Genomic DNA, 13200 nt, shown 5'->3' on the forward strand with positions numbered 1-13200 from the left:
CAATTATGGTTTAACCCAGCATACTTTCTACTTCGTTCAACGCAACGGTAATGTAAGTTTTTTGTTAGCAGCAACTATTGATGATGAAGCCGTCATCCTGACCTCTTATTTAAAGGTGTAAAGGCTCACTACGTATTCACGCGATGATAGCGTTTAAAATATCGCCATACTTAAATGAGTGTTAGACTGGCAACAACGCATCTTTGGAACACTATTATGAAAAAACTCTTTATGGTTTCATTGCTTATAGCCGTCATTGCACTAGCAATATGGCAATGGCCGAAACCTGAAGCACCTCTGCTGTCACCGAGCGACACCATTCCTACCATGGCGCAATTGCCTGATAATTTTTTTGGTGAGCAAGTTAACCCGGTACTTACAAAGCGCTGTGTGGTGTGTCATGCGTGTTATGACGCACCCTGCCAGCTAAAAATGTCATCTGCAGAAGGCATAGCCAGAGGCGCCAACATAGAAAAAGTATACGAAGGCACGCGCCTTACTGCAGCCCAGCCAAACAGAATGTTTCTTGACGCTCACTCAGTAGATGCATGGAGGGAGAGAGGCTTTTTCGATGTCCTACCTTCCAATAAAGACGCAAACACTTCGCCTACGCAATCGTCGGTGCTAGCGCAAATGCTGCTATTAAAGAAACAACATCCATTGCCCCAAACCACTCATTTGGGCAATGGCTTTGATATTAGTTTAAACAGAGAAAATCAATGCCCAACAATAGATGAAATGGGAGAGTACATTGCAGGCCAGCCTCTAGGCGGCATGCCCTACGCGCTGCCAGGCCTATCGGATAGTGAGCACGCCACACTTATTCAATGGCTTAATCACGGGGCTCCTCTGCCTTCACCCTCTACACTTGCTAATGAATTAACTGAGCAAGTACTTCAGTTAGAAGCGTGGCTTAACGGCAATAGCAACGAGATGCAGCTTTCTGCGCGCTACATTTACGAACACTTGTTTACGACGCACCTTTATTTCGAAGAATTGACTAAGAAAAACAAAACGCCGCAGTTTTTCAACTTGGTTCGTTCTCGCACTCCTCCAGGAGAGGCGCTAGACATTATCGCAACCCGCAGGCCTTTTGACACACCTAACGTGGAACGCGTTTACTATCGCTTGCAACCTGTATCCTCCACTATCGTGAGTAAAACACATCAGGCATACGCTATTAATCAAGCATTGTTGGATAAATGGCAGGCGTGGTTTGTCGAAGCGAATTTTACTGTTGAAACTCTCCCCTCTTACGAACCGGAAGTGGCAGCGAATCCGCTCACCGCTTTTACCTTGCTGCCAGTAGAAAGTCGCTATCGATTTATGCTTGAGCGCGCTCAAAACACCATAATGGGTTATATCAAAGGCCCAGTATGCCGTGGTCAAGTGGCGCTAAACGTGATAAACGACCGATTTTGGGTGTTCTTCGTCGACCCAGACATTGCCGCCTCTGAACAAGTGAATGCTTTTTACACCTCGCAAAAGGAAAACCTCCATTTGCCCGCTGAAAAAGACAGTACAGCACTTGCGGTTAATTGGGTGAATTACGCTAAGCGCCAGGGCGAATACATGCGCGCTAGAACGGCCTTCTTAAACAGTGAATTTGAAAACAAAGAACACCTTAATATTTCAAGTATTTGGGACGGCGATGGCAGCAACACTAATGCCAGCTTAACGGTGTTTCGTCATTTTGATAACGCAACGGTAGTGAAAGGGTTAATGGGTGAGCCACCTAAAACCGCATGGGTTATCGATTATGCCTTATTAGAGCGTATTCACTACCTGCTAGTGGCAGGGTTCGATGTATACGGTAACTATGGGCATCAATTAATGACCCGCCTGTATATGGACTTTCTACGTATGGAAGGTGAGTCTAATTTTCTAAACTTTCTACCACCGCTTTCTCGTCGCACGCTTCTTGACAACTGGTATCAAAATGCAAGTCCTGAACTGACCGACTATTTAGAAGGGGATATCAATAGCTTCGATCAGCCAACAGGCATTGCGTTTGAAACCAACACCCCACAAAAAGAACTTTACCAAATGCTTATGCAACATTTATCGAACGTGCAGCCTGCTAAATCGACTTATAACAGGAACATACTTTCTACCAAACAATTTGAAGTATTAGCAAACTTAGATTTTCTGCCAGCGCAACAAGCTACATTAATGCCAGAAACCACGATGGTTGTGGTAAAAGATGACGAAAACCCTGACAATATTGATGTGTTCACTGTATTGCGAAACAGCGCTCATTACAACGTGAACAGTCTTTTCGAAGAAGAGGAAAACCGAAACCCTTCTAAAGACTCTATCACGTTAGTGCACGGCTTATTGGGCAGTTATCCTGATGCGTTTTGGTATATCAATGCGTCTGAAGTAACAGCATCTGTCGATCAGCTCAAATCGATTAAAAGTGAAGCAGATTATGAAGCTCTGCTAAACCGTGTTGGTATGCGTCGCACCAACCCCGCGTTTTGGGCATTCAGCGATAAACTCATTAAGTGGTCAAGTAAGCACTACCCCATTGAAGGCGGGCTACTGGACTACAATCGATTAGAAGATCGCTAAAGCGTGCATTGTGTCACGGTTTGTACTTTTCTTTTGCAAATCACCTGTGCTAATGTCCAACCATTGGAAATGAAAGGACATTAGCATTCCATGCCCTATCAAACCGTTGCTTTAATTGGAAAACCTCAACACGCTGCTACTCACGACAGTCTGAATATTTTAGCGGAATATTTGCTGGCAAAAGGCTGCAAATTATTGGTTGAGGAAAGTATTGCTGAAGAGCTTGAAACTGAAAACTTTGAAAGTTGTAACCTTGTAACTATTGGAAAAGAAGCAGACCTTGCCGTTGTTGTTGGCGGTGACGGCAGTATGCTTGGCGCTGCACGTGTGCTCGCTCGCTTTGACATACATGTTGTAGGCGTAAACCGCGGAAATCTGGGCTTTTTAACAGACATCCACCCTGATGATATTGTTCAGCAACTTGACCTTATCTTTAACGGTGACTGCGTTGTTGAAAAGCGCTTTTTACTCGAAGTTGAGGTGTATAGGCATGAAAAGCTCAAAAGCAACAATTCAGCGGTGAACGAGGTTGTACTCCACCACGGAAAAGTTGCTCATATGATGGAGTTTGAAATTTACATCGATGAGCAGTTCGTATTTAGTCAGCGTAGCGATGGTTTAATCGTTGCCACACCAACAGGCTCAACGGCTTACTCATTGTCAGCAGGCGGGCCAATCATCATGCCCAAGCTAGACGCGCTTACATTGGTGCCTATGTTCCCACATACGTTAAGTAGTCGTCCTATTGTTGTAGACGCTGATAGCCAGGTGTCGATGAAAGTGTCTAAGGTAAATAGCGATTCACTTCAAGTAAGCTGTGACAGCCACATTGTATTGCCAGTGTTGCCCGGAGACGAAATTCGTATAAATAAGAGCGTCGATAAACTACACCTTGTTCACCCCAAAGGTTATAGCTATTTCAATGTACTTCGCAAAAAATTGGGTTGGGGTAGCAAACTATACTGACCTAATGGCTCTTATAAGCAAGATCGTGCATTTATTACATAAGCCTGTAGCATTTTCTTGAACGCTACAGGCTTGAAAAATAAAGAATTTTTAATACTCTTAAATTTCCGTAGATTTATCCGAGACTTAACAACGTTGAGGAATTCGGCACACCTGTTGCAGCTACCAGTTCAAGTTTCAGCACGTTGGTTTATGTACTAGACCTTATCGATATATTTCATTTTGCTGATTTATTGCACTCAACAGGAGATATCATGAGTAATACCAATATCAAATTCACAGCCCCAGGAATGGATAATGATACCGCTGCCAAGACAATTGAGGTATTGGAACAACGATTGGTCGCGCTATTAGACTTGCAACTAACTCTCAAACACATCCACTGGAATGTGGTTGGTCCAAACTTCATAGGCGTACATGAGATGCTAGACCCACAAGTGGATGCTGTGCGTGAAATGACAGATACAATTGCTGAGCGTATAGCGACACTGGGGGGCGTGCCTAAGGGAACACCCAAGGCCATCGTAGAAGGCCGTAGTTGGGAAGATTATAACATTGGAAAGGGCTTAGTAATTGACCATTTGAAAGCACTTGATGCGGTATATGAAGGCGTTAATGGCGATCATAGAAAAGCTATTGATAATCTGGGCGAAATGGATGCTGTATCTGAAGACATGGTGACGGGTCAATTAGCCGAACTAGAGCAATTTCAATGGTTTGTACGTGCTCATCTTGAATCTGCCGACGGTGAGCTACAGCAGTAACAAATTAGCTGGGTATTAGGGTTTGAGAGCTTAGTGTAAAGGACTGAGTGTAAGCGCTTTTAACCTCTACTTTAGGCCCAATATATAAAGTTGTTTATTAAAGGAGAGCCAGCGCTCTCCTTTTTGCTGCGCGCCCTTTTATTGCTATAGTTTATACGCCTTTCAAAATCATTTCTCACTGCACTGTACGGACAGTAATAAAGCGTATCGCCTCAATTTAAAATTGTGGTTGTGATCACATATGAACGACAGAATTAATTCAAAACTATCTACTTGATCTACAAAGGTCTTATAAATTAATACCTAATTTTTTATAAAATTTTTACCGACTTAACTTTACTCTCACAAAATACTGTATATATTATCAGTTACTGTATATATCATCATGTTCAACTTTTTCGAGTGTGGTTATGTTAGCGCATCTTTCTATTTCCAATTTTGCCGTTGTAAAACAACTGTCTGTTCAGCTTGAAAATGGCCTTACCGCAATTACGGGTGAGACCGGTGCAGGTAAATCCATTGCTATTGATGCATTAAGCCTATGTTTAGGTGAACGCGCTGATGCAAATGCTGTTCGAAAAGGCAGTTCAAAAGCGGAAATCATTGCTCACTTTAATTTAAACGGCAATGAAATGGCAAAAGCGTTTCTTGATGAACATGAGTTAACGTCAGACGAAGATGAGAACAGCTGCTTTATCCGCAGAGTTATATCAAAAGAAGGCCGTTCAAAAGCGTTTATTAATGGCATCCCAGCCTCACTTCAGCAATTAAAAGGTTTGGGTCAGTTTTTACTGGCCATTCACGGTCAGAACACTCACCTTCAATTACTAAAAGAAGACCATCAAAGAGAGCTAGTAGACGGCTATGCTCAACATGGTGACGCACTAAGTAAGGTGAAAGAGACCTACTCGGTTTGGCGTGACAAACAGCGCACCTTAAAAGCTCTGCAAGAACAAGCTCAGCAACGTGAAGATCGCTTGCAGCTTCTGACTTATCAGGTTCAAGAGCTTGACGAATTTGCAATTGAAGAAGGCGAATTTGAAGAGTTAGAAACAGAACACAAGCGCTTAAGCAACGGTCAAAGTCTTTTAGAACAAGCACAAACCAGTGTATATAACTTGTACGAGAGTGATGAAGGCAATGCGCTATCTGTCATTCAAAGCAGCATTGAGCGATTAGGTGAATTAGAAACACACGATGCAAGCTTAACGCCCATTATCGCATTATTAAACGATGCAGCAATTCAGGTGGAAGAAGCAGCTGGCGAGTTGCGCAGTTATTGCGATCATTTGGAAATAGACCCGCTGCGTTTGCAGCAGGTTGAAGCGCGTTATGCTAAAGCCATGGAACTGGCACGCAAACATACCGTAATGCCTGAGGGGCTTTATCAACATCACCAAGAATTGACCGCTGAATTTAATTCGTTGTCAGAGCAAGAAACACTGTTAGGCACGCTAGAGTGTGAAGTAGACGGCTCACGTGCTACCTATTTGACCGCGACAAAAGGGCTGTCTGAAAGCAGGCAACGTGCTGCAGCCAAATTAAGTGAAGATATTGAAGCACAAATCCGTCAAATGAATATGCCTCATGCAAAAGTTGATATCCAAATACAGTACGACGAGCTTAAAAAACCTGTTAGCTCAGGGCTTGATACGGTTGAATTTAGAGTGTCGACAAATCCTGGCCAAGACGCAGACAAACTGGAAAAAGTGGTTTCTGGTGGCGAGCTTTCACGCATTGGGTTAGCCATTCAAGTCATCGCAAGTGGGCACCATGCCACACCTACCATGATTTTTGACGAAGTAGATACTGGTATTAGCGGACCAACGGCCTCAATCGTTGGCGGCCTGCTTCGTAAATTAGGGAAACAAGCGCAGGTAATGTGCGTTACGCACTTGCCTCAAGTGGCAGCACAAGCGCACAATCAACTGTTTGTTACAAAACTTACGGATGGTGAAAGTACAGAAACACAAATGTTGGCGCTCACTAAACAAGACAGAATTGACGAACTAGCACGCCTACTTGCCGGTGATAAAGTAACCAAATCAGCGTTAGCTAACGCAAAAGAGCTGCTTAAAAGCGCGTCGTCGAACTAAAATGCAGTTGATTGGTCATAGTTGTCAATGTAGCATGCCATCGCGCTTGCAATAAAACAGCCACGAAATTAGCGATTGCAAAGTTCGTTGGCACTAACAAAGGCAATACTGGACAATTTAACGAATGAAGTTGCAACATCTACTAGTAATTCTTGGTATTACACTAACATCAACCGCTTGCTCGAACTGGATTTATAGAATCGATGTTCCTCAAGGAAACTTTCTTGACCAAAGAGACGTTGATAAGCTTCGCGTTGGAATGACTAAAGAACAAGTTATTTATGTATTAGGTAACCCTGTTGTTCAAGATTCATTCGACGATGACACTTGGTACTACGTCTACGACATGAAGCGCGGTATGAAAAAACGTGGCGAAGATTTCCAAAAACAAATGATCATTAACTTTGTAGACAACAAAGTTACCACTGTTGAAGGTGACTTCGAGTTATCAGAAGACTTCAACACACCACTTGATAATTAAGCTTGTTTAAGAAGGTAGCGCAATTAAGCTACCTTTTTTTATTGCAAGCTTCACTGAAAGTTATCCTTCAGAGATTAACCACACCGAATTGAGGTCTATATGGAACATAGTTTTTGGCACAGTAAATGGCAAAAGAACGAAATTGGATTTCATGAGCCAGAGGGTAATGCGCTTCTTGTAAAATACGCATCTGTTCTTTTAGACACCGATGATCTCAACACAACCCAAAAACGAATATTTGTTCCTCTATGTGGGAAGACTCGTGATATCGGCTGGCTACTCTCTCAAGGTGTGGAAGTAGTGGCCGCTGAGCTTAGTGAAGTAGCCGTTATACAGCTGTTCGAAGAGCTTGGTGCTGAGCCTACAGTAACCAGCACCGCCAATGGAAAAGTTTACGAAAAGGGCGGCTTAACGATTTACGTCGGTGATATTTTTAAACTCACGCCAAAAGACGTAGGCGTCGTTACCGGGGTATATGACAGAGCTGCACTGGTGGCTTTACCTGGCCCCCTACGTGAACAATATGCTGCGCACTTAACCGACATTACAAAACGAGCGCCACAGCTAATCATTTCATTTGAATACAACCAAAATGAAATGGCTGGTCCTCCGTTTAGTGTAAATGAAGATACTGTAGACTCGCTTTACTCAGAGAATTACCACATCCAAAGACTAGAGCGTTCCGTGCTTGAAGGTAAACTGAAAGGTAAGGTAGACGCTGACAATCTCGTGTTTCACTTAATTGCGAAGTGATTTTAAAATTACGTATTGAAAGCTAGTCGCATTCGCAACTCAAGTTATTGTCTGATTGAAAACACTCCAAAAGCTGTTTGTCTAAACGAGTAAACACTAATTCGAGTACACAGCAAGAGGCGCTACACGCCAATAAGCGCCTCTATTCCAAATAGCACTGCCCCAATTAACCCGCCAACAATGGTGCCGTTAATTCTTACTTTTTGTAAATCCCGTCCAATATTAAGCTCCACTTGTTTTGCCATTTCACGCTCATCCCAACTGTTTATCGTATCTCTGATATGACGTGTTAAGAATTCAGCCAATTCAGGTGCCATATATTTTGCTGCTTCACCGATATGCTTGTTAAACGCGCGTGCTAAGTCACTGTCTTGTGTGAGTGTGGCGCCTAAATCACTTAAAAGCCCTGAGACTTTGGTTTCAGCTTTTCCATTCTGCTCTTCAAGTGAGGTTAACAGCCACTGGTGAAATTTAGCCCAAGACTTGTGCACATACTCTTTTAAAGCCGGATCATTAACAACTTTTTCTCGGTAACTATTTACCTTTTTCTCCATCAACGGGCTGTGTTGCAACTCGTATAAAAACTCATGTACTTGTTCATCAAATGCATGGCGAATTGGATGGTGCTCATCTTGATAAATATCTTCTAGAATACTCGACACAGCTTTAACCGCAATTAATGCCCCCTGCTCGCTTAGCCAGCTAGACGGTAGTAATTTTTCGATGCGGCTGTACTCGGTTTTAAGCCAAACGACCAATGTGTCTGCTATGTAAACTTGCGTTTCTGGCTCAGCGAGCAGCGTGGAAAGCTTTCCCAATACTCTGTCTAGGACAACTTGATGTTGACGCTCTTTTGTTACCGCACCTAACGATGTTGCCATTAATTGCCTAAGATCTAACTGGTTCAGTCCTTTTTGCGTGGTCTTTGCGATAAATGCCTTCACTGGTTTGTCATCAAGAACTCGCAATACTCCAGCAAAAGCATCGCATAAAAACCGACTTAACCTCGTCGAGTTTTTATCTACTGATAACCATCTGCCTGCGCCTTTGGCAGGGTCGCTCTCGCGAATGAGCTTTTCTATTGCTTCAGGATGGAAAAACTTCTCTTTAACAAAAAGGGACAAATTGTTAGCGATAACAGACTTATTGCTGGCAACAATATTCGTATGTGGAATAGGATATTTCGCGGGAATAGGCTTAAATAACGCAGTTACTGCAAACCAGTCAGCAAGACCCCCTATCAGTGCAGCCTCGCTCGCCATTTTAATAAGCCCCATCCACCAAGCACCTTCTAACTCTGTGAAAGTTTTGGGAAGTAGAATTGTAAGAACAAACACACAGGCTGCAAAAATCAAACACGCTAGTGCAAGCCTTTTCGCCTTATTTAATTGGGTAAATTTATCCTGCATGTACTACTCCGTTTCAATTGTCCACGTGCCATTTACCAACGATGGCGCTCCATATCCCTCTAACCCTAGAAGCCGCAAGGTGATATGTTTAAAGCAGCTTAACTTAGTCGAAAATATTCACGCTACCTGTTATTTCGACATTGTTTTTGTCAGTAGATTGAGGCATTGCTGACTTTGATTTACATATATTTCTTTTAGCATGCAAACGATAGGCCTATATACCACAATAAAGATTCAGTAATAACCCAAAAATATTAGTAAGTGCCCTGCTCATTAAGCAGTGCCATTTGAGTGTCTGTCCTAAACTGTCCTCACTCATTAAGCAATGCCACCTCAGTGTCTGTCCTAAACTGTACTCGCTCATTAAGCAATGCCACCTCAGTGTCTGTCCTAAACTGTACTCACTCATTAAGCGATGCCACCTAAGTGTCTGTCCTAAACTGACCTCTTTACCGTTCTTGCCTCTGTGTGCATTCAGTAGGTGTTTGCTTCTTATTCAAATTGCGGTGGTCAAATTCACCATGCAGTAGCAAACAAAACTACTTAGTGAACCATTCCGCTATTCAGCGAACACTCCCTTTTAGCCAAAATCTCTAACACACTGATATTTAAAGACATTAAACAATGGCACGAAACATGATAAACATGTGGTATAACCAAGATATAAATCAAAAATAAAGCACAATAAAGGATATAAGAATATGAAAAAGTTAACGTTAGCCAGCACTGCAATGTTACTTTCGGCCTCGTTACTTTCAGGTTGCGTTATTCACGTAGGCGACGCTAGCGCGCTAGAAGGTGGTGATTTAAGCTCTATTCTCGGTAATATTGACATTGCAGAGGGAAAACATGCTGGCGATATTTCTTCTGTAAACGGTAACGTAGAGATAAGCGACCATGCGGGCGCAGATGAAGTTAGCATTGTGAACGGCAATTTAGAGATGGGAAGCCATGTAACCGTTCGAAACATCGATATCGTAAACGGAGACGTTAGCGCATCCTCTCATCTAACGGTTCTTGATGGCCTAGAAACAGTAAACGGAAATGTAACACTTCCGTCGCACAGCAAAATAGGCGGTAGCGTTGAGACCGTTAACGGCGACATAACAGCTACAGATACAAAAATCGATAAACACATTGAAACACGTAATGGTGACATCACACTTTCTGGTGACACTCACGTTATGGGCGATATTGTTTATAAAGAAAATGAAAATTCGTGGGGCGATAGTTCGAATGATAAACCCACCCTGTCTATAAGTGGTTCAGTTATCGTTGATGGAAGTATTGTTTTAAACCAGCCAGTAAACTTAGACATTGAAAGTGAAGCGCTTAAACAAAAAGTCGTTGTAAGCTCTAGAAGTGCACAGTAACGTAATGGCTAACTAAAGTAAGCCTTACGTTATGGGATTTCATGACTGAACAAGAAAAAATGCTGGCTGGCGAATTATATTTTCCGTCAGACAAAACACTAACGGCATTGCGCAAGCAATGCCGAATTCATTTAGATGAACTCAACGCTACCTGTCAAAGCGATCACAAAAAACGTACTCGATTACTCAAGCAGCTATTTGGCAGCACAGGAAAAAGGCTGTACATAGAATCGTCGTTTAAGTGCGATTACGGCGAAAATATTTATGTGGGTGAAAACTTCTACGCCAATTTCAATTGTGTCATTTTGGATGCCGCTAAAGTCACCATAGGCGACAACTGCATGATTGCACCTCAGGTGGGTTTGTATACAGCTACACACCCGATAGACCCAAAACAGCGTGCAACGGGTATCGAATTTACCAAACCTATCACTATTGGTGACAACTGCTGGATTGGTGGAATGGCAGTAATAAATCCAGGCGTCACTTTGGGAAATAACGTGGTTGTAGCTTCTGGCGCAGTGGTAACCAAGTCGTTTGGTGATAACGTGGTTATCGGTGGCAACCCAGCAAAAGTAATCAAAAACATAGATGTAAAGAATGCAGACGCTAGCGTGTAACAGGCTCACGCTAGCGCTTTTATAAATTTGGCGACTGTCACCCACATTTTTAATTGCTAGCGCGCTGGCACAACCTAATTAGCCAAACTTCTCAATTCTGAAAAAGCCGCCTTTGAAACCACAAAGGCGGCCCGATGACATTTATTTCAGACACACGTAACGTGGTTTCATCTGATATTCGCTTGGAAGATTGATAAAAACGAAGGTGTACGATAAAGTGTTAATCCCAGCTTGGCGCAAAATCAGGGTTTACAATACGTTCACCGTTGTCCAAGCCATCTACAAGCGCAAGTTCCTCTTCGCTTAACTGTACGCCGCCGTAGGCTAGGTTTTCCGCTAAGTGCTCTTTACTGGTTGATGAAGGAATTGCATAAATATGACGCTTCTCCATCCATGCCAATACGACTTGTGCGGGCGTCGCGTTATGGTTTTGCGCAATTCGTAATAAAGTTTCGTCCTTCATTACCTTTCCCACAGCGAATGGCATGTAGGCGGTCGCCTTTACGCCCTTTTCCTTGCAGGCTTCAACAACTTTCTTATTTTGCATGAAAGGATGGATTTCAATTTGGTTTGTATAAACTTCGCCTTTTCCCAACATCTCTTCAGCGTGGTTTAACAAATCAATTGTGAAATTAGATACACCAATATGACGGGTCAGGCCTTGTTCTTTCGCTTTTGCAAGACTGCCTAAGTAACTTTCCAGCGTTACATCACTGCCTGGATACGGCCAATGAATTAGAAGCAAGTCAACATACTCTAGCTTCAATTTTTCCAAGCTTTCATGAACGCTTGGAATAAAGTGGCCTTCACCTAGAGATTCATGCCACACTTTGGTTGTTACAAATAGCTCGTTTCTATTGAGGCCGCTAGTTTTAATCGCATCACCTACCTGCGCCTCGTTACCGTAAATTTGCGCGGTGTCGATGTGCCTGAAGCCAACTTCCAGCGCCTTGCTCACAGATTCTCGGGCTACTTCACCTTCTAACCGAAACGTTCCCATTCCTAGCTGAGGCATATCTTTCATTACCGTCTCCTTATCCATGTTAGCCAAATACAATCTGCCGTAGCAGATACACTTTTGCTACGCCTTCGTGGAAAAAGAAGATCGCCTAAAGCGATTAAATAACGATGGTAAAGCTATTATTCATGTAAATTTAAAGAGCTTTAATCACTCCCTACTTACCGCTGAATACAAAAAAGCCGCGAGCGTGAGCTTGCGGCTTTAGTACATACCTGAACGTTTATTTAACGCTACTTTCGTTTTGCAGGGCGCCCAGCACGTTTGTTTAAGCCTTGTTGCTTGCGCACTTTATGCTTTTTAACCGAGCGACGCATACGGCTTAAGCGCGCGTGGTCAAGTTTACCTTGACGCACGTTAACCATCGTTTGCGTTTCATCTGGCAGCTGAACGTGGCTACGAAGCGCGTTCACGTCTTCTAACCCTAGTTCCACCCACGCACCTTGCGGTAGACGCTTTTGCAGTTCAATTGGGCCATACTTAACGCGAATTAAGCGGCTAACCTGCACGCCTTGTGATTCCCAAAGGCGACGTACTTCGCGGTTACGCCCTTCTTTTAACGTTACGTTATACCAGCGGTTCATGCTTTCATCTTCAGCATGCTGAGGCGTAGGCGCACCAGAGATAGTAAGAAACTTAGCTTCACCGTCTTCTAGCTCCACACCCTTTTGAAGCGTATGTAGCGTTTTACCCGTAACTTCACCAAATACGCGAACGGCGTATTCGCGCTCTACTTCGCACTTAGGGTGCATAAGGCGGTTTGCTAATTCACCGTCGTTAGTGAATAACAGTAAGCCACTGGTGTTCATATCTAAACGACCTACTGTAATCCAACGTCCTAGTCGAATAGCAGGAAGGCGGTCAAATACTGTATCGCGACCTTCAGGGTCGTGACGGCTACACAATTCACCTTCGGGCTTGTTGTACATCAGCACCCGGCAAATTGGCTGTTCAGTTTGGCGAGAAAGCAAATGACCATCCACACGAATCTGTGCAGTGTGATCAACTCTATCCCCTAAAGTAGCTTTGGTACCATCGACCGATACTCGGCCTTCTTCAATCCAACGTTCCATTTCTCGTCGCGAGCCTAGCCCTTGGTTAGCCAGCACTTTTTGCAACTTTTCAGTCATGGGTTTTCACTCTTTA

At 43.3% G+C, this 13200-nt stretch carries 11 protein-coding genes; 8 read left to right on the forward strand and 3 right to left on the reverse strand.

All coding sequences use genetic code 11. From position 1 onward, the window contains the following. Positions 1–231: 231 nt before the first annotated feature. The 6 genes from ACHUFN_RS03135 (at position 232) to tmpT (ending at position 7634) form a co-directional block, all read left to right on the forward strand. On the forward strand, positions 232–2574 hold the full coding sequence (locus ACHUFN_RS03135) for a fatty acid cis/trans isomerase (RefSeq protein ID WP_394221039.1): 2343 nt from the start codon (positions 232–234) through the stop codon (positions 2572–2574). 90 nt (positions 2575–2664) lie between these two features. Continuing rightward, positions 2665–3540, forward strand: coding sequence for an NAD(+) kinase (gene nadK / locus ACHUFN_RS03140; protein ID WP_394220849.1), 876 nt, complete (start codon positions 2665–2667; stop codon positions 3538–3540). A gap of 254 nt (positions 3541–3794) precedes the next feature. Beyond that, positions 3795–4304, forward strand: a complete 510-nt coding sequence (gene dps, locus ACHUFN_RS03145; RefSeq protein WP_394220850.1) for a DNA starvation/stationary phase protection protein Dps — start codon at positions 3795–3797, stop codon at positions 4302–4304. A 410-nt stretch (positions 4305–4714) separates the two neighbouring features. Next, the gene (gene recN, locus ACHUFN_RS03150; RefSeq protein ID WP_394220851.1) at positions 4715–6400 is read left to right on the forward strand and encodes a DNA repair protein RecN; all 1686 of its coding nucleotides are present in this window, start codon (positions 4715–4717) and stop codon (positions 6398–6400) included. Positions 6401–6524: 124 nt separating this feature from the next. Next, entirely contained in the window at positions 6525–6881 is a 357-nt protein-coding gene (locus ACHUFN_RS03155; protein ID WP_394220852.1) for an outer membrane protein assembly factor BamE, read from the forward strand. A 99-nt stretch (positions 6882–6980) separates the two neighbouring features. After that, on the forward strand, positions 6981–7634 hold the full coding sequence (gene tmpT, locus ACHUFN_RS03160; protein WP_394220853.1) for a thiopurine S-methyltransferase: 654 nt from the start codon (positions 6981–6983) through the stop codon (positions 7632–7634). Between the two features lie 122 nt (positions 7635–7756). On the opposite strand, the gene ACHUFN_RS03165 is transcribed toward tmpT, so the two are convergent. Beyond that, positions 7757–9043 (reverse strand): DUF445 domain-containing protein, encoded by a 1287-nt coding sequence (locus ACHUFN_RS03165; protein ID WP_394220854.1) that lies wholly within the window; start codon positions 9041–9043, stop codon positions 7757–7759. Between the two features lie 701 nt (positions 9044–9744). On the opposite strand from ACHUFN_RS03165, the gene ACHUFN_RS03170 reads away from it, so the two are divergent. Together ACHUFN_RS03170 and ACHUFN_RS03175 are read left to right on the forward strand one after the other, a co-directional pair. Beyond that, positions 9745–10416, forward strand: coding sequence for a DUF4097 family beta strand repeat-containing protein (locus tag ACHUFN_RS03170; RefSeq protein ID WP_394220855.1), 672 nt, complete (start codon positions 9745–9747; stop codon positions 10414–10416). Between the two features lie 41 nt (positions 10417–10457). Continuing rightward, positions 10458–11036, forward strand: a complete 579-nt coding sequence (locus ACHUFN_RS03175) for a sugar O-acetyltransferase (protein ID WP_394220856.1) — start codon at positions 10458–10460, stop codon at positions 11034–11036. Positions 11037–11256: 220 nt separating this feature from the next. Here ACHUFN_RS03175 and dkgB read toward each other — a convergent pair whose 3' ends face one another. Both dkgB and rluB read right to left on the reverse strand, forming a co-directional pair. Then, complete coding sequence (dkgB, locus tag ACHUFN_RS03180; protein ID WP_394220857.1) at positions 11257–12060, reverse strand: 2,5-didehydrogluconate reductase DkgB; 804 nt, start codon at positions 12058–12060, stop codon at positions 11257–11259. A gap of 227 nt (positions 12061–12287) precedes the next feature. Further along, positions 12288–13184 (reverse strand): 23S rRNA pseudouridine(2605) synthase RluB, encoded by an 897-nt coding sequence (gene rluB, locus ACHUFN_RS03185; RefSeq protein WP_014948949.1) that lies wholly within the window; start codon positions 13182–13184, stop codon positions 12288–12290. Positions 13185–13200 lie beyond the last annotated feature (16 nt).

Source organism: Alteromonas gracilis (genome assembly GCF_043642145.1).
Taxonomy (GTDB): Bacteria; Pseudomonadota; Gammaproteobacteria; order Enterobacterales; family Alteromonadaceae; genus Alteromonas; species Alteromonas gracilis_B.